Source organism: Pseudomonas nitroreducens, assembly GCF_014204515.1.
GTDB lineage: Bacteria > Pseudomonadota > Gammaproteobacteria > Pseudomonadales > Pseudomonadaceae > Pseudomonas > Pseudomonas nitritireducens_A.
Window position 1 is genome coordinate 26,886 of record NZ_JACHLI010000043.1, and the last position, 22,196, is coordinate 49,081.

The 22,196-nt window shown below is 57.9% G+C and carries 29 protein-coding genes; 11 read left to right on the forward strand and 18 right to left on the reverse strand.

Features of this window, described 5'->3' with window-relative positions; genetic code table 11:
* Positions 1 to 241: 241 nt before the first annotated feature.
* The 5 genes from HNP46_RS32175 to HNP46_RS32195 all read left to right on the forward strand — a co-directional run bounded on the left by HNP46_RS32175 (position 242) and on the right by HNP46_RS32195 (position 4,889).
* Positions 242 to 1,945 (forward strand): hypothetical protein, encoded by a 1,704-nt coding sequence (locus HNP46_RS32175; RefSeq protein WP_184597288.1) that lies wholly within the window; start codon positions 242 to 244, stop codon positions 1,943 to 1,945.
* Positions 1,946 to 2,425: 480 nt separating this feature from the next.
* Complete coding sequence (locus HNP46_RS35695; RefSeq protein ID WP_221455193.1) at positions 2,426 to 2,797, forward strand: hypothetical protein; 372 nt, start codon at positions 2,426 to 2,428, stop codon at positions 2,795 to 2,797.
* A gap of 64 nt (positions 2,798 to 2,861) precedes the next feature.
* Positions 2,862 to 3,200 carry a hypothetical protein gene (locus HNP46_RS32185; RefSeq protein ID WP_184597292.1) on the forward strand — a complete coding sequence of 113 codons (339 nt, stop codon included), beginning with the start codon at positions 2,862 to 2,864 and terminating at the stop codon, positions 3,198 to 3,200.
* Positions 3,201 to 3,299: 99 nt separating this feature from the next.
* On the forward strand, positions 3,300 to 4,403 hold the full coding sequence (locus HNP46_RS32190) for a saccharopine dehydrogenase family protein (protein ID WP_184597300.1): 1,104 nt from the start codon (positions 3,300 to 3,302) through the stop codon (positions 4,401 to 4,403).
* Complete coding sequence (locus tag HNP46_RS32195; protein ID WP_184597302.1) at positions 4,404 to 4,889, forward strand: DUF2269 family protein; 486 nt, start codon at positions 4,404 to 4,406, stop codon at positions 4,887 to 4,889.
* A gap of 240 nt (positions 4,890 to 5,129) precedes the next feature.
* On the opposite strand, the gene HNP46_RS32200 is transcribed toward HNP46_RS32195, so the two are convergent.
* From HNP46_RS32200 to HNP46_RS32230, 7 genes are all read right to left on the reverse strand, one after another.
* A complete protein-coding gene (locus HNP46_RS32200) occupies positions 5,130 to 5,990 on the reverse strand; it encodes a J domain-containing protein (RefSeq protein ID WP_184597310.1) in 861 nt (286 codons plus the stop codon).
* A gap of 27 nt (positions 5,991 to 6,017) precedes the next feature.
* Entirely contained in the window at positions 6,018 to 6,308 is a 291-nt protein-coding gene (locus HNP46_RS32205) for a hypothetical protein (protein WP_184597312.1), read from the reverse strand.
* A gap of 147 nt (positions 6,309 to 6,455) precedes the next feature.
* Positions 6,456 to 6,911, reverse strand: coding sequence for a hypothetical protein (locus tag HNP46_RS32210; protein ID WP_184597313.1), 456 nt, complete (start codon positions 6,909 to 6,911; stop codon positions 6,456 to 6,458).
* Complete coding sequence (locus HNP46_RS32215; protein WP_184597315.1) at positions 6,908 to 7,471, reverse strand: hypothetical protein; 564 nt, start codon at positions 7,469 to 7,471, stop codon at positions 6,908 to 6,910. The genes HNP46_RS32210 and HNP46_RS32215 overlap by 4 nt, the downstream gene beginning before the upstream one ends.
* Complete coding sequence (locus HNP46_RS32220; protein ID WP_184597317.1) at positions 7,468 to 7,758, reverse strand: hypothetical protein; 291 nt, start codon at positions 7,756 to 7,758, stop codon at positions 7,468 to 7,470. The genes HNP46_RS32215 and HNP46_RS32220 overlap by 4 nt, the downstream gene beginning before the upstream one ends.
* Positions 7,758 to 8,111 (reverse strand): type II toxin-antitoxin system PemK/MazF family toxin, encoded by a 354-nt coding sequence (locus tag HNP46_RS32225; protein ID WP_184597319.1) that lies wholly within the window; start codon positions 8,109 to 8,111, stop codon positions 7,758 to 7,760. Before HNP46_RS32225 ends, HNP46_RS32220 begins: the two co-directional genes overlap by 1 nt.
* Positions 8,111 to 8,347 carry an AbrB/MazE/SpoVT family DNA-binding domain-containing protein gene (locus HNP46_RS32230; RefSeq protein WP_184597321.1) on the reverse strand — a complete coding sequence of 79 codons (237 nt, stop codon included), beginning with the start codon at positions 8,345 to 8,347 and terminating at the stop codon, positions 8,111 to 8,113. Before HNP46_RS32230 ends, HNP46_RS32225 begins: the two co-directional genes overlap by 1 nt.
* 136 nt (positions 8,348 to 8,483) lie before the next feature.
* Here HNP46_RS32230 and HNP46_RS32235 point away from each other — a divergent pair, with 136 nt between their 5' ends.
* Positions 8,484 to 9,482, forward strand: a complete 999-nt coding sequence (locus tag HNP46_RS32235) for a hypothetical protein (protein WP_184597323.1) — start codon at positions 8,484 to 8,486, stop codon at positions 9,480 to 9,482.
* A gap of 4 nt (positions 9,483 to 9,486) precedes the next feature.
* Here the strand turns inward: HNP46_RS32235 and HNP46_RS35700 are convergent, their stop codons facing one another.
* The gene (locus tag HNP46_RS35700; RefSeq protein ID WP_221455194.1) at positions 9,487 to 9,669 is read right to left on the reverse strand and encodes a hypothetical protein; all 183 of its coding nucleotides are present in this window, start codon (positions 9,667 to 9,669) and stop codon (positions 9,487 to 9,489) included.
* Between the two features lie 105 nt (positions 9,670 to 9,774).
* On the opposite strand from HNP46_RS35700, the gene HNP46_RS32240 reads away from it, so the two are divergent.
* Positions 9,775 to 10,962: a hypothetical protein gene (locus HNP46_RS32240; RefSeq protein ID WP_184597325.1), complete on the forward strand. Its 1,188-nt coding sequence runs from the start codon at positions 9,775 to 9,777 to the stop codon at positions 10,960 to 10,962.
* A 236-nt stretch (positions 10,963 to 11,198) separates the two neighbouring features.
* Here HNP46_RS32240 and HNP46_RS36105 read toward each other — a convergent pair whose 3' ends face one another.
* The 7 genes from HNP46_RS36105 to HNP46_RS32275 all read right to left on the reverse strand — a co-directional run bounded on the left by HNP46_RS36105 (position 11,199) and on the right by HNP46_RS32275 (position 16,622).
* On the reverse strand, positions 11,199 to 11,903 hold the full coding sequence (locus HNP46_RS36105) for a CPBP family intramembrane glutamic endopeptidase (protein ID WP_184597327.1): 705 nt from the start codon (positions 11,901 to 11,903) through the stop codon (positions 11,199 to 11,201).
* Positions 11,904 to 11,941: 38 nt separating this feature from the next.
* Complete coding sequence (locus tag HNP46_RS32250) at positions 11,942 to 12,487, reverse strand: NUDIX hydrolase (protein WP_184597329.1); 546 nt, start codon at positions 12,485 to 12,487, stop codon at positions 11,942 to 11,944.
* Between the two features lie 63 nt (positions 12,488 to 12,550).
* Entirely contained in the window at positions 12,551 to 13,705 is a 1,155-nt protein-coding gene (locus HNP46_RS32255) for a GNAT family N-acetyltransferase (protein WP_184597331.1), read from the reverse strand.
* Positions 13,706 to 13,816: 111 nt separating this feature from the next.
* Positions 13,817 to 14,206, reverse strand: a complete 390-nt coding sequence (locus HNP46_RS32260; RefSeq protein WP_184597334.1) for a hypothetical protein — start codon at positions 14,204 to 14,206, stop codon at positions 13,817 to 13,819.
* A gap of 34 nt (positions 14,207 to 14,240) precedes the next feature.
* Positions 14,241 to 14,858, reverse strand: a complete 618-nt coding sequence (locus HNP46_RS32265; RefSeq protein ID WP_184597336.1) for a YkgJ family cysteine cluster protein — start codon at positions 14,856 to 14,858, stop codon at positions 14,241 to 14,243.
* Positions 14,859 to 14,926: 68 nt separating this feature from the next.
* Positions 14,927 to 15,922: a hypothetical protein gene (locus HNP46_RS32270; RefSeq protein ID WP_184597338.1), complete on the reverse strand. Its 996-nt coding sequence runs from the start codon at positions 15,920 to 15,922 to the stop codon at positions 14,927 to 14,929.
* On the reverse strand, positions 15,909 to 16,622 hold the full coding sequence (locus tag HNP46_RS32275) for a CPBP family intramembrane glutamic endopeptidase (protein ID WP_184597340.1): 714 nt from the start codon (positions 16,620 to 16,622) through the stop codon (positions 15,909 to 15,911). Before HNP46_RS32275 ends, HNP46_RS32270 begins: the two co-directional genes overlap by 14 nt.
* 170 nt (positions 16,623 to 16,792) lie before the next feature.
* Here HNP46_RS32275 and HNP46_RS32280 point away from each other — a divergent pair, with 170 nt between their 5' ends.
* The 3 genes from HNP46_RS32280 (at position 16,793) to HNP46_RS32290 (ending at position 18,607) form a co-directional block, all read left to right on the forward strand.
* The gene (locus HNP46_RS32280) at positions 16,793 to 17,509 is read left to right on the forward strand and encodes a hypothetical protein (RefSeq protein WP_184597342.1); all 717 of its coding nucleotides are present in this window, start codon (positions 16,793 to 16,795) and stop codon (positions 17,507 to 17,509) included.
* Positions 17,510 to 17,523: 14 nt separating this feature from the next.
* A complete protein-coding gene (locus HNP46_RS32285; protein ID WP_184597344.1) occupies positions 17,524 to 18,063 on the forward strand; it encodes a hypothetical protein in 540 nt (179 codons plus the stop codon).
* 70 nt (positions 18,064 to 18,133) lie between these two features.
* A complete protein-coding gene (locus tag HNP46_RS32290) occupies positions 18,134 to 18,607 on the forward strand; it encodes a hypothetical protein (protein ID WP_184597346.1) in 474 nt (157 codons plus the stop codon).
* A gap of 38 nt (positions 18,608 to 18,645) precedes the next feature.
* On the opposite strand, the gene HNP46_RS32295 is transcribed toward HNP46_RS32290, so the two are convergent.
* Positions 18,646 to 20,430 (reverse strand): hypothetical protein, encoded by a 1,785-nt coding sequence (locus HNP46_RS32295; RefSeq protein WP_184597348.1) that lies wholly within the window; start codon positions 20,428 to 20,430, stop codon positions 18,646 to 18,648.
* A 122-nt stretch (positions 20,431 to 20,552) separates the two neighbouring features.
* Positions 20,553 to 21,221, reverse strand: a complete 669-nt coding sequence (locus tag HNP46_RS32300; RefSeq protein WP_409372480.1) for an RNA 2'-phosphotransferase — start codon at positions 21,219 to 21,221, stop codon at positions 20,553 to 20,555.
* A gap of 161 nt (positions 21,222 to 21,382) precedes the next feature.
* Here HNP46_RS32300 and HNP46_RS32305 point away from each other — a divergent pair, with 161 nt between their 5' ends.
* Complete coding sequence (locus HNP46_RS32305; protein WP_184597350.1) at positions 21,383 to 21,883, forward strand: hypothetical protein; 501 nt, start codon at positions 21,383 to 21,385, stop codon at positions 21,881 to 21,883.
* Here HNP46_RS32305 and HNP46_RS32310 read toward each other — a convergent pair.
* Positions 21,846 to 22,196: hypothetical protein (locus tag HNP46_RS32310; protein WP_221455195.1), on the reverse strand; the 351-nt coding region annotated here is incomplete at its 5' end. The genes HNP46_RS32305 and HNP46_RS32310 overlap by 38 nt on opposite strands.

Here is a 22,196-nt window from a genome sequence, read left to right on the forward strand (position 1 = left end):
GTGTTTTCTAGATCGGTATCCGGTACTTTCCGGAGCCGGAAACAACCGATATAGAGACCTGATCCTCGTCCGTGACCGGTAGAAGCCTATGAACGCTGGCACCACCAGCCAAATAGCCTTAGATCGGTATCCACTAAGCGGCCGGGCCCGGAGCCCCCTGAAACCCCGGCGTGAGCCCAGTAATCAGGGCCCGGCGAGCGTTGCTCACCAGGTAAACTTGAGCAAGAGAGGGGGAGACCACATGTCGGAGCAAGCAAAAATCCGTTGGAAAGCAGCCTGTAAGGGCCTTTTCATGAACGCCAGCGGCGCGCAACAGATCTTCCAGCGCCTGGTTCAGCTTGATGACGACCTGATTCCGCTCGCTCTTATCGAGTCGATACTGCGAGGGAGCGCCGTCATGGCGGAGCAGCTCTTGGTGGTTTACCCAGACCTGCATGTAGAGGTCTTCAGCAAGCCAGGCGAAGATGCCGTCCTGCTGTATCGCTCGTCCTTTGGCTCAGGAGAGTTTGAGATCAAAGGGGAGGACGCTCTCGGATTCCTGGCTCTCCTCAAGTCTGGCGAGGAGGCAGGGAACCTCTTCAGGGCCATGATGAGGGCTGGTGCTGCTGGCGCTCTATCCGCATTTGGCACCAAGCATCGCAAGCGCCCAAGGCTTGTAACCCTGGCTCGCTACTACGAGTGCCGGCTACCGTTCCTGAACAGCGGTGCAATCCATGATCCTGAGCTCTTGCTTGCCTTGGACGAAGCTTCAGCCGGGCTCCCCATTGAGTGGTTCGATGAGACGCTCTGCTGGGCAACTCCAGACATGGTGGCTGCCTTCCCGAACGACCTGACCGCGCTCCGGCCCCAGGTGTTGGGTAACCTTAGGATCAGGCCCGGCGCCTCAACCAGTGGGGAGCTCTGCCTGCCGATACAGAATCTAAGTGGTGACCTGGCAAAGAGAGTGCTCGTGAAGGCTTTCACAGCTGATGAAGAATCAGCTGGTGACAAGCCTAGCGAGGCCTATCTAGACCCTGCCAGCAAGCAAGACATGCTGCTCACCACCATCACGCTTACGCTCGCACCGGAGGGTAGGGCTCTCACCCTCCGAGATAGAGTGCTGCTCAACTGGCTGGTGCCTGAGAACCAGCGCATGGGTATGCAGCATAACGGCCGCGTGCTGTGTCGCACGACGATGGGGTTCCTCAAGGGCTTCCAGATGATGAGTGCTGATCCTGGTGCTCTGCGTCAAGCTAGGGATGCTCTGAACCATGGATTCCCTTTGCATGAAGCTGCCTGGGCACATACTGGAGAGTTGGAGGCGGATACTGGCTTCTGCGCAGAACTGACTGACACCCCCTGGCCGGTGTCAACCTTCGCTCAGTCAATGTTCGACTTTGAAGGGTCAGAAGAGCTCGGCAACCTTCTTCCAGCTGAGGTTCTCGACCCGATCATTAGCCTCCTGGAGCGTGAGCGAACCACAATCGAGGCGCTCAACTGGGTCGGATATCGCCTCAGGCGATCTCACAGAATCAGAATGGTCTGGGCTGATAAGTCCGACATCATCAACGCCTTCCATGCTGGTTGCCGCCTACCGCCCGCAGCAGACGTCATTGTTGAGCTGAAGCCTGGGAGAGGGCATTCGATTGAGGAAGTCGTCCCCCTACTAATGGAGATGGCGGAAGGGCCACTCTCGATCAATGGCGAGAGCTGCGACATCCCGATTGAGGAGGCCCTGGAAGGCCTCAAAGGGCTCAGGGTGAAAACGAGCAACCCAGCGCGCTACGCCGTCCTCAAGTCAGTTCTTCTGAACCATGGCATTGATGCCGCGATCCCGCTCCTGCGAACCAAGGCGCAGTGGAGGGTGGCCGTCGATGTCTTCAGCCCGTCTGACCTCGAGCCTCACGCCGCGAAGGTTCCGACCTCGATGATCACAGTCGTGGCGGCCGGCATGCTCGATATCTGAGTAGAACCGACCAGTCATCCCATACCCGGTTGCCCGGTCTAACACCCTGTGGTCGAATCGCGCCCCCTTCTGTAGAGGAGGGGAGTAACCATCCAGCTGGCAAAGCCTGCCCACCAGGCCGCCAGGCGACAAGACCAGGAAGATCATGAAAGTGCTTTGCAAGGTGAACCTTCATCGGTGGGAGATGAAGAAAGACTGGAACGCCAAGGCCCGTGAGTGCATACGGTGCCAAAGATTCCAGGTAGAGAAGACCGTCGGCACTGGCTGGCTCACATTGAGCCCAGGGACTGTAGCGTTCCTAACGCGCCGATAGAACTCAAGCAGGCACGAGCCCCAAGGAATGGGGCTTCTTTTAACGTGGCTCTTCCAATCATGCTGATGTTCTGGCAATCTGGAATGCTGACTTCAGGAAAGAGAACATGACCCCGAAATACCGACATGACCGCGCCTCCCGATTGTGCATTCAATCGGAGAACTCACATGTCCAGAACCTACAGAAGGGGCCGGCCAGGCCATAACCTTCACTACTACCAGCACATCGGCGTGGTGTATCCAGAGCGCCAGACGTATTACTTTGGAGATTACTCATGGGAGTCGGAGGTGAAGTACCTCTGCCGTGGGAATGAAGGCCATCTCTCCTACGATGAGTACGCACGCCTAACCATTCTTCAACACCATCGCGACGGCCTTCATTGTGCCCTGCTTGGCAACGTACCCAGCTGGTGCCGCCTACTGGACGTGAAACGGCAGTCCAGGCAACACAAGGCCCTGATCCACCGTGGTCTTACCCTAGGTGACTACGACATTGCGCTCACTGCCCTCGATAAGGGCCAATCCTACAACTACTGGTAGCCGGAAATCCCATGGACAAATACGACCGGACATCCCGATGTGGTAACCACATCGGAGATACCTCATGTCGAGAACACACCGTCGCGGCCGGCCAAGCCGCAACCTGGCCATCTACCAGCGCATGGGCGTTGTCCAGGATGAGTTGGGCTTTGAAAACAAACAAGGCTTCAAGGATCACGTTGACCAGGCTGTGCGCCTTTTCCATAGCGACAAGCATAACGACCGGTATCGGTGGAAGGTTGGCTATTGGGGCGTACCCAGGTGCATACGCGAAGTCGACCGCAAGAGACAGGCGCGCGCTTACAAGGCCGAAATTCACCGGGCGCTGCGTAGCGTCGATCATGATGTGATGTTGCAGCCGCTGCTTAAGTTCGCACTCTGGGACTACTGGATGTACTGGTAGCGAAGGGGGCTTAGGCCCCCAAATCTCTGCAATTTCCCTATATAGGCGCTTGTGGGCTTCTGTGCCAGAATCACCGAAAATTCAGTACGGTAGATCCAGATGCACACCATCGCCCTTGTCGGTGCCTATGGCAATTTCGGCCGCATCATTTTTAACAAGCTCAAGGCCCTTGGGCCGGACGTCCACATTCTGTGCGTAGGCCGTAGCGGCTCCAAACTGCGCGAGCTTACCCATGGCGAAACCGCCAGCTGCTGGGCCGGTGACGTTCATGTTCACTCCGATGAGTTTGCGAAGATTCTGCGCCAGCTAAATGTGAGCCTGGTGATCCACACGGCCGGGCCTTTCCAGGGCCAGGACTATTCTGTGGCCAGGTCGGCTATCAGCGCCGGCTCCGACTACTGCGACCTCTCTGACTGCCGGCATTTTGTCAAAGGAATCTCGGTACTAGACGAGGAGGCGAAGGCTGCGGGCGTGGCCATTCTCTCTGGGTGTAGTTCGGTACCGACGCTGTCGGCCGCAGTAATCGACCAGTTCAGCCAGCGATTCTCCCTGGTCGACGAGATCGATTATGGTATCTCGTCTTCGGCTCTGATGCCTGGCGTATCCACTATCCGTGGCGTCCTGGCCTACGCAGGCAAGCAAATCACGCAATTCATCGATGGTCGTGAACAATCCCTTCTTGGCTGGCAGGATCTCAGGTTCCATCAGATCGACGGGCTGGGCCAGCGACTCCTGGCTAACGTCGATGTGCCAGACATGGACATCTTCCCGGCGCGATATGGTGCGAAGACAGTTCGCTTCCGGGCCGGCGCCGGCTTGAAGCTCGGGACTTTCGCCAACTACCTAGCTGCCTGCTTGGCCAGGTTCAAGCTGGTCAAAAGCGCCAGCCAGTGTGCAGACTTCCTGCATACCATGGGCAAGCGATTTGCCCGGTTCGGCGACGGTAGGAGCGCGATGTACATCACCCTGGGCGGTAAAGATCTGCACAGTCAGCCTTACCAGCACACCTGGGAGATAGTCGCTCTGGCTGACTATGGCCCACACATTCCGTCGTCGGGCTCTGTTGCGTTGACCAAACAGATCATTTCCGGCAAACGCCCTGCACCAGGTGCAAGAGCTTGCTTGGGTGAAATCACCATGCAGGAGTACATCTCTGCCATCGGCGAAGTGCCGGTGTTCACCAGGGATCGCCAGGGGCGATAGATGCTGTTCCTGACCGTCAAGTACCTCCACATCATCTCCACCGTCTTCCTTTTCGGGTTCGGCTTCGGCTCGTACTTGTACTTCGTCTCGGCGCACAGGACACGCAATCCTGTTGTAATCGAGGCAGTAGGGCGGATGGTGGTCTGGTTCGATGCCAGGATTACCACTGCAGCAGGAGTACTGCAGGTAGTCACCGGGGCCGTCCTGGCTAAGATGGCCGGCTACTCGTTCGTCTCAGGGTGGCTGCCCTATGCGCTTGGCGTGTTCGCAGTGGTGGGAACTCTATGGCTGCCGGTGCTTTGGTTGCAAAAACAGCTTGTTTTGTCGGCTGTTGTGGCCGGCGCCGGTCAACTTTCCAAGCGCCACTGGAGGCTATATGCCTGGTGGTTCTGGATGGGGGTGGCAGGGTTCACAGGAATGTTTCTGATTGCCCTGGCCATGGTGACGAAGCTGACTCTGTTACAGCTCTTGTCCTCGGTTCTCTGACCTGGATATGCCGGTGGGGAGACGCGGGTGTCTCCGTCTTACGGGACACTGCAGTGCGAGGTATGATGTTCCTGTACCGTGCGCTTCACCGGCCGGTACACACCTCGCGCGACAGCAGAAAATTCGTCGGTGGTGCTGCGAGCCGCAGGGCATATGAAGGGAAAGCTGGTGCGATGGGCCGTTCTGCTTGAGTGCTGGAGGCCGGCGCCAGCAGCCGTCCTTCCGCGCGAGACCCCATTCTCAGAAGACGGTCGTTTTGACGAACGTAGCCTTGGTCGCGTCGTAGCCGCCAACGCCATCAACACGTATTGGCCCAGCCGAGTAAATACAGCCGGAGGCTACGTCCTTGTGGCGGACGTAGTAGACGCCGGCATCCAGGCCGCTGACCCCATACAGGCGCCCGCCCGGCACAAAGACCTCGCGCCTGGCGTATGAGTTTGGGCTCTTTCCGCCCTCCAGCTTCACATAGATTCCGTGCGACGAGCTGGTGTTGTCGATGGTGAAGGTCGATCCGCCTTTGCTCCGGGAAGGTGTCTTGCCCAGATAGCCAGCGACGCTGGGCCAGGCACGTCCGCTGGGTGACTTTGCCTGCGGGAGGCAGAACTCCTTGAGCTCCAACTGGGCGATCATTGACCGTGTTGGTGCCGGCGCCAGCCTTGTTTGTGGCGATGGTGCGGCAGCTACTGCTTTAGGTGCAGATGAGTATTGCGGTTCACCGACCCTGAAATACGACATCACCATGATCGTGAAGATGATGAGAGTCGGTACAACCTTCATGAATGGGCGCCAGCGTTCCCCCCTTGCGCGCTTGCGCAACTCCTTCTCCCAGATTGGCTCTGGTGCAGGAGTTGGCTGTACGGGTTCTTGAGGGGTAGCCTTGGGAGTTGCCGCATCCAGCTGCGCGTCATAGAGCGCGCGCTTTGCCACATCGCTGAGCCACTCATAGGCCTCATTGATATCCAGCATGTGCGCCGCAGCATAAGCGTTGCCGGGGTTCTTGTCGGGGTGGTGCCTGCTCGCCAGCCTGCGGTAGCATGCATTGATCTCGGCTGCTGTAGCGTCCCGGTCAACCTCGAGGATCTCGTAGTAGCTGCGGAACATTCGTTTCGTCCTTGCTTGGAATGTCGTTTACAGCACGGGCCAGGCGGACTTGCACCCTGGTTTCTTGCAGCGTAGCTCTTCACAGACCTGGCTGGGGTCGATTCCGGCCTCGGAGCAGAGCACCATCTTCGAACCACAGAGTGGTCGCTTGTCCTCGCCGAAGAGGTGATAGCGCTTGATCGAGCTGGTGTTCGGGTTCGCGAAGTAGGAGGCATCCCGCAAAGCGGCCAGGAGATTCTCTTTCGGCTTGCTGCGAAGTGCCGGGTCGGAGGGGGCTACCTGGTAGGTCTTGGAGCAGCTGGGACACCGCGCATTCAAGGCTCCATCCTGAACCACAAGAATGCCCGCGTGGTTGAGAAAGTGCAGGTCAGCACTGCAACTTGGGCAGCGCTTGGTTCCTTGCTTAAGCATCGCACTTGTTGGCATTGGTGGGTTGCTCCATTCCTTCGCCTGGTACTCGGCCTTTCATCCGGCCATGTGTTCCAGCAGATCGCCACTGTGCAGCGACCGCGCCTCTTCGAGGATTCTCCTGAAGGAGCGACAGATGAGATAGCCAAAGCCAGTCGCGTAGATGACGCCCAAATTCCAGGGCAAGTGGTACAGGTAACCGACCAAGGCTGTGTACGAGAAGATGAATACGATGAGGGTTTTGTGTGCCCCTCTGTAAATCGAATCCCATTTGTTGCTGAAGGGGTGAATGCCCAGGAATCCTTTGGCTTCCGCCCCGGCCATGACGGGAAGCGCCATCGTCGCTCCAACAGAGAGCAGGAAGAAGGTGAGGGATGCAGGAAGCGTGTTTCCTGACCTCACCGTCCACCACAGCAACACAGGATTCACAGCCAGAATCAGGGCGAGTCCGGCCAGCAGCCTAAAGCTCGAGTGGCGCTGGCGGTATGCTTTCATGTCTTTCTGATAACTCATGCACCAGCGTCCAGACGATTGGCGATCATGGCCTGAACCTTGGCTTCCAGTTCATCGTTCTGCGCCTTGAGAGCCGATCTTATCCAATCACGCCGGTACAGCGTCCGGTAGGACTGAATCATCTGGGACGAAGTGTGGGTGATAACGGCACCAAAAATCAGCCCGCCAGGGATAGTGATATACCAAGGAGCGTACTTCTCGTAGGCAACACCCATCAGCCCGAAATAGATCAGGAGAAGAACAAAAAGGGTGTAGAAGGCGTACTTGAAGAACCTTTCGTTCCTGGGATCAAACTCAGACGGAACTGCCCCCAGAGCGAGCGGATCAGTGGGCTCCAGTCCATTGACTTCAACCTTCGCGAGGGCAGGGTAAATGCGGTTCGTACCGTAGAAGAAGGCGATAATGCTGAACAGTGCAAAACCTGGGGTTTTGGTTGCAGCTGCGAGTATGCAAATTGCTGCCGCGAGTAGTGCACCAACTACCCCTAGAAGCAGTTCCTTCTTCGGTTCGGCCGGATTCATACGCTCTTCAAGGCTACGAGCTTTTGGCAGCAGTCTCATGCTGGCACTCCTGCGCAAATGGCTTGGCGGTCGATGAAATAGGCCTTCGCTGCTGCAACCAGGCCGCGCGCATCCCCTGCAAACTGCAGGCGCTCAATTACCCCTGGCGAGAAAATGACGTTGATCTGGCCGGTTGCCTGCTCCATCTGGATGATCACCGGCTTGTCGGACTTGATCCCGCCCAGGCGCACCTTGATACGGCATGCGCAGAGAGCCATGAGGGTTTCGACCATCGAAATGTGGTCAGCACCACCCTCGGTTTTGATTTCAACACAATGCGGGTTCATCAAGCGACACCAGAATCTTGATCGGCAAAAATGGCCTGGACACGGGCAACCACCATCTCGGTGGCTTCGGGGTGGCGTTCTTTCAACAGGGCGGCATTGGCGCCGGCCACATCGAGAGTGCGCAGGTTGTTGGTCAGTACAGCGCCCTTGAAGCCATAGGGCTCCAGGTTCACGGCAAAGCCGGCGTGACGTTGCATCTGGACTTCACGGGTGACCAGGGCGACGATAACCATTCCCATGTCGTTGAACAGGATCGGGCTGATCACCATGCACTGGAAGCGGTCGCGTGCGCCAGAGGTGCCTACGAGGTCTACCTCAAGGATGTCACCCTGCTGAAAAGTCTTTTTGTCCATTATTGCTCGCCCCGCCAGCTGACAATTTCGCTCGCCTCATAGGCGTTTTCGTGGCTCTGTCCTACCATCTCGGCGAGGGTGGGGTGGCCGGCCTTCTTGACCGGGCGGAGAACGATTGCGCCATCTTGCACGTCGATCTGCAGGGCGTCGCCTTGCTTGAGCTTCATGTCATTGACGACAGAGGACGGCAGGCGGACGGCCATGCTGTTGCCCCAGGGCTGGATCTTCGTTTCCATCTTCTGAGCCATATTGCTGAAACTGGTGGTGGAGTATATACAATGTATCTACCACGGCAAGAGGATGATCGCGTCTTGCCAGTACTGCCACCGCTCATTCAAGCTTGGCGGCCTACAAGAGCTCAGGGGAGAGCCAATGAAGCACCTTCTTTTGGGGATAAGCGTCCTGGTCGGAATCGTGAGCCAGCAGGCTTTCGCTGATCCTAGTCAGGCCGAATGCGCAGCTATTGTGTCTGGTCTGCCTAAAGGCGATCAGGCCATTTCCCGGTTCCGCGACGCTGCTCTGAAATACACCGTGATCGGTCTTTCAGCCGGCCAACAGGAACCGATCAGAAAACAGACCAATGACCCAGTAGAGAGAGCTTTCTTCGACAAGCTCAACACGCTGTTGGATGAGAAGTACCGCAACGTCGTGCTGTGGGAACAAGATGATGCGGAAACTGCCTTCAAGCACCGAATCGAGGACTTGATGGCTTCCTCAAGCTCCTACACCCCTGACCGTGTTTCCGGCATTTCAGCTTGCTACCTGAAGGGACTGAACGACTCTCAATCCGAGCAGAGCGCAAAGGCATTGGCAATCCTGGACGCTCTGATTGCGACTGCAAAAGATCGTGTGGCCAAGGGGACTCAATACGAAGCCACTGATGCCTATAAGGCCGAGGTGAAGTCGCTCGAGAAGAAACAGGCTGAACAGCAGGCCAGAGCGGCTCAGGCTGAAGCGGCTGCCAAGCGTGAGCGCGAAAACCCAACCAGCAGCAGCGCCCAGGTCGGTGATATCAAGGTCACCGCGAACTCCTGCCGGATGGTTAGCTCTCTCGGGATAGTGGCCGAGCCTCAGCACCAGGACGGCACCAAGTTCCTAGTGCTCGATGCGACATACGAGAATGTCGCAACCACCTCGCGCATGGTCTATCCCGGCTCTCTCAACGTGAAGTTGAATGGGAAGACCTACAAGTTCAGCTCCGTGGAGATGGTGATCAGCCAGGACTATGTCTTGCCACCGACAGGGCTGAATCCGTTGGTTAAGTACCGCTCCAAGTTGGCGTACAGGGTTCCCGAGAACCTCTCTGGGAAGGTGACCTGGACGCCGGGAGATAACCCTAAGGGCGTCTCTGTAGCCTGCGGCTCCATCTGATTGATCAAAGCCCTCTCAGCCAGGCCGTAATGCTGGATATGAGGGGGTTGATTCTCCACTCCCTGTGGCCGATGGATCCAACGTTTACGGGGAAGAGGAGCTCCTCCGGTGACGGCCACTCCGGTCTCGCCGGCATCGTGGCCAGCCTGATGTTCTCGCGCACCCACACTGCATCGATAGTCGCCATTCCAACCTACCCCTCTAGCTGATCGCACCAGCTCGCCCATTGCCCGAAGGGCCCTAATTGCTGCACATTGACCAAGTTCCCGACACCCATGGATTGGATTCTGGTATGGACAGCGCACAACAGGCGCAGGCTGAAGTACCTCACTACAACGGAATGATCTTCTTCATCCCGGTGAGTAACCTGGCAGAGATGTTCGCAGGACAGACAGGCCTGGAAAAGGCCTTCAATGAAATGCGCGACAAGTATCCGCGCATGCCGACCTGGAAAAGCATCAAGACCTGGATATTCGGAAGTAAGGTCACTTACCCAACGCGCCCGACAAGTCTTGCTTCGCTCCATGTGTTCAACACCGCTCTGGTCGACCTCCCTCAAGATACTGCTGAACGGCCAATCCTATGGCGGCCGCATTCAGAGTGGAGGGGCTTTCTTCTAGGCCTTCCCTTCAGGCACGAAGCGACCCGCAAGTTCTGGCTTGACCGTCTCGAGCGGGAATATGAGCTTGCTGTCCGGGTATTTGGTGACAAAAAAGATCAACTCAGCCGGCTTAAGCTCGTAGCCCAAGACCCTCTGGTGGAGGAGCTAGGGGCCTGCGGCGCGAGAAGGCGAATGGATGCCTTGGTGGCTTCTGACGACCCAGCCATCTGCGACAGCCCAGAGATCGGTTTTGCAAGGATGGCTGACGGTGTTTCGACAGCCGTTCGCTTCATTGCCTGGCTGGTGGTCGACCGTAGCCTGGCTCGGTGGGAAGAGATGGTTGCCGCCGGGAAAGAGGAGGATGTGCTGTTCCTGGAGCTGCTCCCCGAGCTCGATGCCGAGAGTGGCGCCTGGAGCCGACCGCTACAGCGCCAGCTGCAGGTGCTAAGCCGAGATGCTGGCTGTCCACCGTATCGCTCAGCAACCTCTTTTCTGGGCTCTGTGTGGGGGAGCTCCCTCAATGCGTGCATCAAGGGGCGCCAGAAGCTCCTGCGCAACTGGGAGGAGGAGAGGCCAGTCCGACCATCGAAATCTTCTGTGAATGGCCTCCTGGCGTCATTGGGAGTCTATTTTGGTGCGGGGGTAATCAGGGCGGATTATCACTCGGAGCGCTTTCGCTTCGCCTGGGCTGCTGGGCACTTGCGTCAGCTGTTGAGTGACAACGGGATGCCTGATGCCATGATCGCCGACGTGGTGGCTGTCTACGAGCAGGAGTACCGGTTGGCGCGGCGCATTCTCGGCCGGTCGCTGTCCTCAGGCGGCACAGAGCAGGATAGCGCCGGCCAGATGACCTGGCCGGCTTCTGAGTCGAGCTGCTAGATCAGATAATCCAGGTAGTCGTCTGGGCGTTCGTCATAGCCGCGCGACTGCCAGTAGGCGTCGTGTTCAGGATCGAGTTGGCGGGAACGGTTGTCGTTGTCGTGCTTGCTCATGGCTTTCATCCTTGTTTGGTGGGCATCACCGGTTGGTGATGGGCCTAGGATGTCTGTCGCCGAGATGGTCGTGGGGGAAATGATTCGGAAAAAACTCGGCGCCCCTGTGGGCGCCGGTACCCATCAGTTGGCCAGCGACCGCACGTAGATTGAGATGCTCGGTATGGCGTTCACGGTCAGATGGATAAGGATTGGCAGGGCGATCCCCCCGGAGAGGAACCTTCCTGCGTAGCAGAGCCAGCCGACACAGAAGAGCCAGGCGTAGGAACTCAAATTCACGTATTGGCAATGGGCAACGGAGAAGGCAAGGCTGGTCAGTGTGCCGACCAGGATAAACATGCGTCGCCCAGTTTCTGGCTGAAAGGCATCGACCATGAGCAGTCTGAACACCAGCTCTTCAACGATTGGAGTGACAAGGCAGGTCATCACTACCGCAATGGCCAATGCCGCTCCGCCTGCTGCAACGGACTTCTTGTAGTCCTGCATAGCGGGCTCTGGAGGTACTTTTAGAGTTGTCTCCAGCACCAGGAAGAACAGCCACAGCAGGAAAGCGAACACCAGCGCGCCGATCCATACCCAGGAAGCTCCAGGAGCTCGCTCGTAGAGGGTAAAACGAATCAGTTTTCCCTTATGAGCAGCCAATACCAATGTCATGGCCAAGGCCAGAAAAAGGAGCCTGAGCTGCTCTTCGTCAAGCGAAATACCGCGATCCCTCAGCGCCGCCGGCCCAAAGAAAAAAGCCACGGCCCAAAGCCCGACCATGGCGATCAGCATGATGAAGGTGTCGAACGTCCAGTTAGGGCGCACGGCTGCGGTAGTTGAGGTCACGAAAGCTCCTTGCTGGTCGTGGTGGTGTTCTGTGGCGATTACGCGAAGCGGGCGGTTTTCCTGGCCATGCGTTCGAGGGATTGGTCGCCGCACGTGAGCAGGCTGGCAACCTTCATCCATTTCGAGGACAGGCATTCCTCCAGGTTGAGGTCGACCTGTTCACTCCACGGAGCAATCGCCGCAATGCGAACGTCACAATGAAAGTGCTCGGGCTCGCGTTTTTTCTCGCTTGCCGGAATGCGGTGGATGTCGATGTCGAAGATTTCTTGCGACAGCACCATCAGGTTGCGCAGACCAGTTTCTTCGGCGACTTCGCGCAGGCAAGCCTCCAGCGCGGTCTCGCCAGGATCTACGTGGCCGCCGGCCGGGGTGAAAACCTTGTACTTGGCATGCTCGATCAGCAGGGTTTCGCTGAGGTCGGGGCGCAAGATCCAGCCGGAGGCTGTCACGTGGCATTTGGAGTCGCCACGGGCGTAGAGGTCGCCGCCGTCCTCGATCAGCTCGACCAGGACATGGGCATTCGCGGTGTCCGGGTTGGCCGCCAGGTAGGCGCGTAGCTGCTCACGCATCAGGTCTTGGCTCATACACTACTGCTCCATGTGCAATTTCGGCGAAAAGACGATTCTACCAGTTGGCCGCCTGTCGCCCTAGGGCGACAGGCTCAAATCTTCAGGGAGGGCGGCTGCCAGCAACTGCCGGCGCTCGTCCCCGTAGAGGGAGTCGCCGGACATGCCGGCCTGTCGGTGCTTCTCGAAGGTGTCTTCGATGAACTTGGCGCCGCGCTTGAGGGCCTTCCATTTGCCGGAGGTGGTGAGCCGGGCGTACTCGGGCTGCAGGGTGACGACGTGGAGCTCGGTGTCGACGGAGGAGGTCAGGAACGGCAGCTCCGGGAACTCGCCGCCGATGGTATCGATGAAGTGTCGTTCCGTGTGGGCCTTCCCAAACTCGGATGACGAGCTCAGCACCAGGTACTTCTGCCGGTCGATGCTGTGCTGGCAGGCGCGCCGCATTAGTTCGCTGGATATACCCCGGCGCCGGAAGCGCGGGGCAACCGAAACGAAGTCGATGCCCAGCTTGCCGGTTGCTCGGTCAGCGGCCGCCTTCTGATCGTAGTCATAGAACAACAGGATGCCCACCGGGCCCAGGGCGTTGATGGCAAGGATGTAGGTGCCTGGGCGTTCGTCGCTGGAGACGTATTGATGTCCGAGGACTCCCTGTAGGTTCCCGCCTTGGGAATCAGTCATGTGGCTGAGACGCTCCACATCCCAGCGTGTGGCCCCTTCCAGGGTCGTGTACTCGACCTTGGCCAGCTGGGAGAGGTGCATCCCCTGGCGTTCCCGGTCAACCTCCAGGAGCATGGCGTAATAGGGAGAGCTTGCTGCCAGGTGCGAGAGCACAGCTGCGGTGTCTGCATCCTTCATCGGCGCCGGCAGGACTGAGAACCTTGCTTTGGGGTCAAAGGGCCAGGGCTCGATGTACTCTTCGCCATCCTCCAGATACTCCGGTTCCTGGAAGCAGGGCTCCATGACGTTGAAGCGGGTGGGCACCCGATACTCGAAGTCGGGGATATCGGGGTCGACGGCCTCAGGCAAGGTAACCCAGCTATAACCCGAACCATCCTGCAGGACGCTCAGGGTGGCGCCAGCAAACTCCTGGTCGAAGAGGTAGCTCTTCATCAGGGAGAAAAGGGCGTTATTGGCGGTAAGCGCCAGCGCCGGCTGCGCCATGACTTCGGCAGACGTCTCCTGGCCATTGATCAGCCTGATTGCCGCCCAGATGTCTTCTGACCACTTGTCCAGCATTGCGCACCCTCGATATCCAGAGCTTCAGCTTACGGGAGGATGTGGTATCGCCGAAATGGGCGGAGTGTCGATCCGAGCTCAGGAAGTCGGGACGGCCCCGGCCGACCTAGCTCAGCAGACTGGGGTGGTCTGTAGAAAACGAACGAAGTACTGGTCTTCTTCATCCAGCTCTTCGAATTCAACTGAATCACAGCCGCGCCCAGCGCCAAGCTCTTTCGCGTACATGTCCTTGAGCATCTGCTCACCACGGTTCTCGCCAGGGTAGAAGCTGTCGATCTTCTGGAAAGCCTCGACGATATCGGGTGCGACAAACCGGTAGGGGTTCAGAACCAGCCCGCAGGCATAGCTGCCATCAGAACTGTGCAGCAGTGCCTTGCACGCTTGGGAGTCACCGAGCTCCACACCCAGGGCGCACACCTGCACCAGGCAGCACATGCCACAGCCATTGCAGGGATCTCCCTGCTTTGGCTTGTCCAGGGAAAGGATGTGAATCCGATTCACACCCTTTTCGTCGGCAGAACCCTGGGCGGGTGTGTCACTTACCGGGGAAGAATTCACGAATGTCGCCCCAACTGTCGTTGTAGAACGCGAAGACACGGGCTTGCTCAAGCTGCGAGAGATCCATGATTGCCACGGCGCTGTCCTCTGGTTTGACGGCGGTGTCGCAGAGCGAAGGAGTCTCGGAGAGGTTGAACATCATCCGGCAGGCGAATGGACGCACCTCGTAGATGCTGCACTTGCCCTTCTTCAGGAAGGGGCAGGCCTTGCCGAAGTACTTCTGGATCGAGGTGCTGTTCTCTTCCGGGCGGCCCTTGACCTTCTTCGCTTTGAGGCCGGTGTGGCGGGAGATGGCATCAGCCTCGGTGTGGCTGATGATCACCGCGATATGGCAGCAGTGGCTGCAGCCGTTGCGGCAGGCGGAGTGGGGCGTGACAATCTCGTTGATCCGGTCGGCGGCATCCCACATGTAGCGCAGCTTGGCACGGGGCTGCAGGTCGGCTTGAACCGCGCGCAGGAAGTCCTTGAAGGGCTCTTCCCCGTCAGGGATGTTCCTGATCCGCTCCAGGTTCACCTGACCTTGGGCCAGGATCAGCTCTTTAGCCGGCGAGTGGGCTGGCTCGTACACCTGTTTTGTGGGGATCAGTTCGCTCATGTTTGGGCCTACTCCTGCGGGCCAGAGGATTGTACCAGACGTTGGTTTGCCAGCTTCCGGACAGCCGATCAACGAGGTTCGTGATTGGGGCTGAAGTAGTTTTTGTTCTCAGCCAGCAGTTCCAGTTTCCAGGCAGCCTCATCAAAGGTCAGGCCCCGTGCACACCAGCGCAGGAATACCGCCTGCTCCTCGTCCGTGAAGGTCTTTTCGGCCTCCATGCGCATCACCGTCTCCGGATTTGCGTGAGCCTTGAGCTGCTCCAGCTTCATTGACGAGTAGCTGTCGCGGCCGGGGGCCATCTTGCTGAGTAGAACCTTGGCCGTGCTCTCGGATGCAGCGCTCCTGAACTCAGAGATTTTACTGCTCAGGACATCCTCGCTGATAGCCGCCGGCAGAGTGGGCTTCTTCGGGATTGAGCGGTTCTCTGGGTCGTGGAACACGTAGTGGTCGGAGATCAGGTTCTTCCCTGCCGCCAGGTCACGCAGCATCTCCATCAGTGCCTGGTTTGCCAGGTGGATGTTCCCGAAGTTCGCTTTGGTGGAAAGGATTCCAGTGCTACTCAACGAGAGGTGAGGGAGCTTGCCCAGAGCGGTATTCATCCTGGCAATCAACTTGGCATGCAGCTGGATCTTGATTGGTAGCTCAAGGCTGGCCAGTGCAGGCTCAAGGTTTCCGGTCTGCAGGATGGTGAAGTCCGGGCAGGCATTCACGAAGAGCACTTCCAGTTCATCGATGGAGACGACCGGGGGAAGCTCCTTGGGTACCTCGAACTGCTTGAGATAGTTCGGGTCGTGCTTCATCCCCAGCTCGAACTGCTCTCGTACTGCCGGTGTGAAGAATTCGGGGTTGAAGACCCAGCGGTACTGGGTATTTCCATCACCCGAGGTGGCTTCGAAGATGACCGCACGCGTGTTGTGGCCCTCGAAACGCTTCTCGTAGGAGAACGCGCCCAACAGATGGCCACCGTCTGGAAGCAAGACATTGAACGGGCCACTCAACGCCTTGAAGTAGGCGTCGCTGCGCTGTCGCTTGTCTTTCTCCCGAGGATCGTCATAGTGCGGCATGGGCTTGATACTGTGAGGTGGTGGCCAATAGGTTATTCATGGCATGCAGGGTGATCGGAAGCAACAACCCGTTGGTCTTCAGTCTGGCCAGCATGTAGAGCAGGGCGAGGGCCCCGATGGAGATGAAGGTCATCGGATGGACATACTGCGCGTGCATGGCCACGAAGGCTGCAGTCGTCAGAAGGACAGCTAATGCCAGCCGCAGGCGACTGCGCTCAGGCAGAAATGCCTGGAAGAGGAAGTGTCGGAAAATGATCTCTTCGCTGACCGGCGCCAGCACGATCACCCCTATGCAATAAAGCACCTGTTCGGTCATCGAGGCGCCGAGCTTCTCCGAGGCAATCTTGGACGCCGGCTCGCCTGTCGTCATGTTAAAGGCGCCTGTTGCCCAGCTCAGCGTGTAGTTCAGCACCAGGAAGGCGATCAGGAAGACCAGGAAGATGCCGAAGGGGTAGTCGGGCCTCATCGAGGGCAGCGGGCCGGCGCCGCGCGCCTGGATCTGCCACTGCATGAGCAACGCCGAGCCAACCAGGGCTCCGGAGATGATGAATACTTGGTACGCACCCAGTTGGCCCGGCGCCAGCACCAGGAGCACCGCCAGGGGAGTGACCATGCCGAAGGACATCAGGGCTGCCTGCAGGTACAGGAGGGTCTGCTGCCGGCCGGTGAGTACACCCGTAGGGCTGATCGAAACGCTCATGACAATTTCCGTTTAAAGGCGTTGAGCTAACTGTATATACATTGTAGATACATCGCAACTTTTATTGGTAATTTGCGCTTCGTCACAACCCTGGTAGGATTGGAGTCTCTAACCCCCTTCTGCTGTCAGTCACGGAGTAGCGGCAGGCACTCAGTCCTTGAGGTGTCGCGATGCCCTTCGTCCGAACGACTCTGTCCACTTTCTTTGCCATCCTGGAAGGCGCCATCAATGGCGGCTTCTACTTCATCCTCGGCGCGCTGATCGGCAGCGGAATTTCTGACTTCCAGGCCCTGCGTGACTTCCTGCTGCTAACTCCAGCGGCTGAGGTTCAGAGCAGCATTGCTCTGATGGTGACCGTCGGGGGCATTCTCGGTGGTTTCATGCGTGCTATGACCCTCTGTGTCAACGACAGGGAGATCGTGGTCTGCTCGCCGGCTATTGCGACTCAGCTGTCGAGCACTGGAATGCACAGCCAGGGGCGTGAGATGGCCATTCGTGAGGCTTCCGAGTTCAAGCGCATCCCCAATACCGGTGAGATGTGGGCGCTCAGAGATCTCATGGCGGAAATCGAAAAGGGCGGTCTAGAGGGCTCGCAGATCTTGGATCGAAAGATCTTCAAAGTCCTGGGTCATCGCTTCGACGGCTCGCCTTCCGTAAACCGTTTCGAAGCCGAGGCCCTGGCCAAGTTCCGCCTTGGCGGGATTGAGTCGAACCTGCGCTGGGATGTAGACGTCCAGCAGGATGATGACCTCTGGATGGCCACTCTTCGTGTGGGTCGAAACGCCGAAAGCGCATTCCACTCAGTTTGTACCGCCAAGGCCTCGACGCAGGCCCTGGCCGTGCTGCTCACGATCCTCCACCGCGAAACCCTCGCCTACAGCCTCTGATGGGAGCTTTCTTCATGCGTCGTTTCCTCGCCCTGGGCATGGCCCTTATCGCTACTCTGCTTGCTGGCTGCAATGACTCCGACTCGCACTCGGCTGTTGCCCGCCAAAGTCTGAAGAATTGGCTTGATCCCGAGCTGCGCTACAACGTCCACCTGCAGATCTACACCGATGGCAAGCTTGACGTTGATCAAGCCTGGGTCATGGCCAATGGCTCTCGTCAGAGCCAGGACACGATGCGCAAGGTCTTGCTGAAGGGTGAGCTGTGCTCGACCGGTGATTTCCGCGTCGAGGGTCAGCTGGGCACAGCGATCCGTCTCGAAGCCAACAACGTAGGCAAAGACCGCATTTGGCTTGAGTACCACTTCGAGTCCAGCCGCCTGGAAGAGAATGGCGGGAAATGCATAGATGGCCGAGTCGTCCCGCTGCTGAACACGACAGATGGCGGTAGCGTGATCTCGCTGACCTCCGGAGTGCCGGTACAAGTTCTGGCTACCACCGACGGCAGTGGAGCTGAGAAGCTGCGCGTAGTGTTGACCGCAACGAAACTGGACTGATGCATGCTGTTAGCGCCCCCGGCTCCATGCGTACTGTGGATGGAGCAGTTCTACGGGGGCCGCGAACAACATGACCAAAGACGAAGTCCTGGCGGTACACCCCGCCAGGTTTGAGGCGACACCAGCCAACATTGCCATCGCCCAGGGCGTTGTGCAGCGCCTCTGGAACGAGCGCCAGCTCGAAAGAGATCAGCCGGTCACCAAGGATAGGTCTGGTAGCTGCAAGTTCGCAGCCTTGCTCGCCAGAGCGCTATTTGGTGGTCGGATCGCGGGCAACAGCCAGCACGTGTACGTGAAGCTCGGCCGGCGGGTGATCGATCTGAACGAGGGTCAGTTCGACGTCGAGTCCATCGGCGCCGAGCGCGCTCACGCTGACCTCCCCAGGTTTGTGACCAACCACGAGCACCGCGAGTCCCTGGCTTCCTGTATGAGCCGTGTGAACGCCTGGCTGCCGGTGGCCATTGCTGAGCTCAACGAGGCCCTGGTGCCAGCCAGGCCCCGGCACAGGAAAGCTACTCAGCCTGAGGCTGCAGTTGCGCCGTAAAAGAAAAGGGGCCTTTCGGCCCCTCTTTCGTTCCTGCCTTACATCGAAGGCCCGGCGTCGAACCCGGTCGGCATCACGCGCTTCTCTTGTTCGGCGATTTTGACCTGCAGTGTGGCATCGACCCCTTTTTTCTGGAGGTAGGGCAAGAGCTCTTCCAGTCCCCTGATCTTCGGCCGGTTGAGCATGTTATGGAAATCAACCAGATCTCCAGGGTTTTCGGAGAAGGTTGTGCTCGCGTTCTTCGCGAACCATGCGCCGAGGTAAATCAGATCTCCTATCGGCTCGTAGGATCTGGACAACCTGAGTACTTCGTCCAGTGTCAGCTCGCTGAAAGGTGGTTCCTGGATACGCATGTACCCAATCACAGCGGTTGTCTCCTCTATCGCCGCATCGAGGTAAGCCTTTGCCGAGGGGGCAGTCACCCAGGCTCCGTCCTTGTTGATTGAGGTGGTCAACGGCTGGTTTGTGTCTCCCCATGCGCTGGAGCAAGCTGCAAGTTGAATACCCAGTAGCCCCAGAGCTTTCTGAGGATCGTCTTCTTTGATCAGGAACCGAGCCGCTGCCAGCAGGGCCTGAGCGGAAGCAAGTGAGGGCTCAACCGCTGGGCTGGCGTAACTGTTCTTAGCTCGAACTGCTTGGTCTTCTTTTGACTTGAGATTTGGCCAGGGCTTGTTTGCTTGGGTTGGGGTTGGGCCGAAGCCTGATGGCAGTTCAGCGGTAGCTTTGATCTTACCTTCGCTGCCAGCCGGTACAGGGATGGAGGTATCAATCCCCTGGATTTTCAGGTTTGCAAGAACGGCATCGAGTCCGGAAACCAGCGGACGTCGTGCTTTGTCCAAGAACTCACCAATTTCAGCTGGGATCTCTAGCCCGGAGCTTTCAGCATTAAACCTTCTGACGCCCAGAGCCCACCAAGCGGCCAGGTATTTCAGCTCACCGATAGGGCCCTCACTTTTTTCCAGGATTCGAGCTGTAACTACCGTGTACTTATCGAGGATGGCAGAGTCGTACTGAAGCTCGCCAATTTCATCGATACTCTCCTTCCTTGCCGTCACCAGGAATGGATCACTCAAACCCATAAGTCTCGACGAGTAACCGCAGACCTGAACCCCCATGAGGATGAGCTCCTTGGCAGCAGGCAGGGTGTCCTTCAGAGACCGGACAATGGCCAGCAGTGCTTCCGGATTTGCCTTGTTGTCATCGATGACAGGTTTGAGCTTTGGCTTGTACGTGACCGGCTCTACAGGTTTCGGCGGAGCTGGAGGTTTTCCATAAAGCCCCATGTCTACCTTGTTGTCCTTGCACAGGACAGCCTGGATCACATCGAGATTCTCCAGTCGCGGGCGGCGGCTGTCTTTCACGAACCCAGCCAGCTCTGGGCTGACGGGTTCTTTCCTGCTGGTGTTGGCGTTGAAGCGGTTGTTCAGTCGCACCCAGTGAGCCAGATAGACGAATTCGCTCAGGGGCCCATCACTGTTCTTGGACAGTGCCACTGCATCGGCAATTGCCTCGGGAGTGTCGTTACCCATCTTGAAGGATTGATCTTCAGTCATCGTGCGGATCTCGCGAGTGCACTCGCTAAGATAAGCTCGCTCGGAAGGAACTCTAACGAAGCCACCGTCCTTTTTGACCATGTTTTCATAGCTGCTTCCGATGCCTCTCCAAGCTTGAGAAGTCAGCGCAACATTGACTGCCATCAGAATGTCATCGCGATCCGGATGATCCGTGGTTTGCAGGAAACGGATGACGGCAAGCAAGCCTTGGGCGTCGGCCATTTTGCCGCCAATTACAGGCTTCAGTTTCGGATCGTTCGCATTGGACATCGGGAGACTTCCTCAAGAATTCGTGCAGGCCCTGCCTGAACCTTCAAATTAGCATCGCCGCGCATGGGATTGATACCCGCCGCACGGCGCAGTGACTCCTTTGCTTAGAAATTGCTGGGTGTTCAGGGGGTGAAGCCGTCATCCGTAGGCTTTACATTGCGCTGGGCCGGTTTGTCTGTCTCGGCATTGTGGGCCGGGGCCGGCTCGATCACCTTCAGGAACTCAACCGGCACAGCGTCTACGAGCCAGACGCCGTTCTCTGTGCGGAAGAACTTGTGCCCCTGTTCGTGCATAGCCTTGGCGTCGATCTGCAGCATGACGAGCTTTCCGTATCTGCGGCCAACGTCGGCAGCTGTATTGGCTGTTTCGCTCAGATGGACGTGGTGCCGATCCATCTTCGACAGACCGGTGGCCATAATGGCTTCCAGGAAGCGGGTTGCGGTACCGTGCAGCAGTGCGGCCGGCGGTTCCTGCTCTGGCAGATCATCGAACTTGATCTTGATGCTATGGCCCTGGTTTGCGCGGATGCGCAGCCCATCATCCGAAATGGCGAAGCGCTTCTTCTCGCTGGTCTCGACGACTTGGTGTAGGAGCGCCTCGTCGATGTCGACACCTGAATGACCTCTCGCCTTTTCCAGTAGTTCGGCGATGCTCGCCCAGCCGTAGTCGTCGACGGCGAGTCCAATGTCTTGGGGGTTGTGACGGAGAGTGTTGGATAGGAACCTGGAAGCTTTTACGAGTTGCTTTGACATGATTTTCCTTCCCTGGAGGGAGACTTCGTTGTTGCTCATCTGAGCTCAATCCAACTTACCATCGCTGCTGCAGGCCAGGAAAGCGGAGTGATTGATTTCGTAAATGCCCTGATCGCAGCAGCGATAGATTCTGTCCATTGGCTAGCCGCCAGCAGGGGCGGCTACCATCTGATTCCAGATAGCCACCAGGACGTGTCGCCATGCAGCTTTTCATCCTCCTCCTCGTTACCACCGCCGTGAGCTGCTATGCGCTCAATTGGTTCTTCGCTGACGCATTCGCCAGGTTGTGGCGCGGTATTCGAATTGTACTCTCCGGCGCGCTCCTGCTCTCCGGCATCATGTTGGCGGTAGCACTGGGAAATCGCATCGAGTTCCGGTTCATGGGCTTTGGCGGGATGATTGCTGGCGGAGGTATGGGAATGCTTCTGGGCCTACTGATCTTCCTGGTGATCGGCGCCATCGGTGTAGCTTTTGGCGGCGGGGCTATTGGCCTTGGTCTCTGGAAGATGGTGATGCTGTTCGGCGGCGCCGGCCTATTCAGCTCGGCTACTACCCTGATCACCTACAGAGTCGTTCCGTTCTGGGTCATCGGGCTCATCCCCATGGCATTCGCCTTGAGGATGCTGATCGCTGCCATTCGCGACGTAGACGCGGCTCGAAACGTTAAACTCTTGGCGCAAACAAACCCGTGCGCCGGGTGAATCTGGTAACAAGCCAGACTAGGTAAATGCCACAGCTGATCAGCAGGTTGTTCTCAAAACTCAGCAGCAGCTCCAACACCCACTCGAAGGGATGCCCCCAGCCCATCAGAAGGTCGATGGTGTAGGTGGACATCAGCAAGGCGATGTTGGCCAGGAACAATAGCGCTGGTACCAAAGGGCAGACCGCGATGAGCTGCAGCATTCTGAGTGTGCAATTGAGCGTAAGCGCTTGATTGACGACGTCCTTGCGATGCGAGTAGGCGCAGTTACTCAGTCGCGTTGAGGATCCAGGGCAGCAGGGCTTCATAGTCCT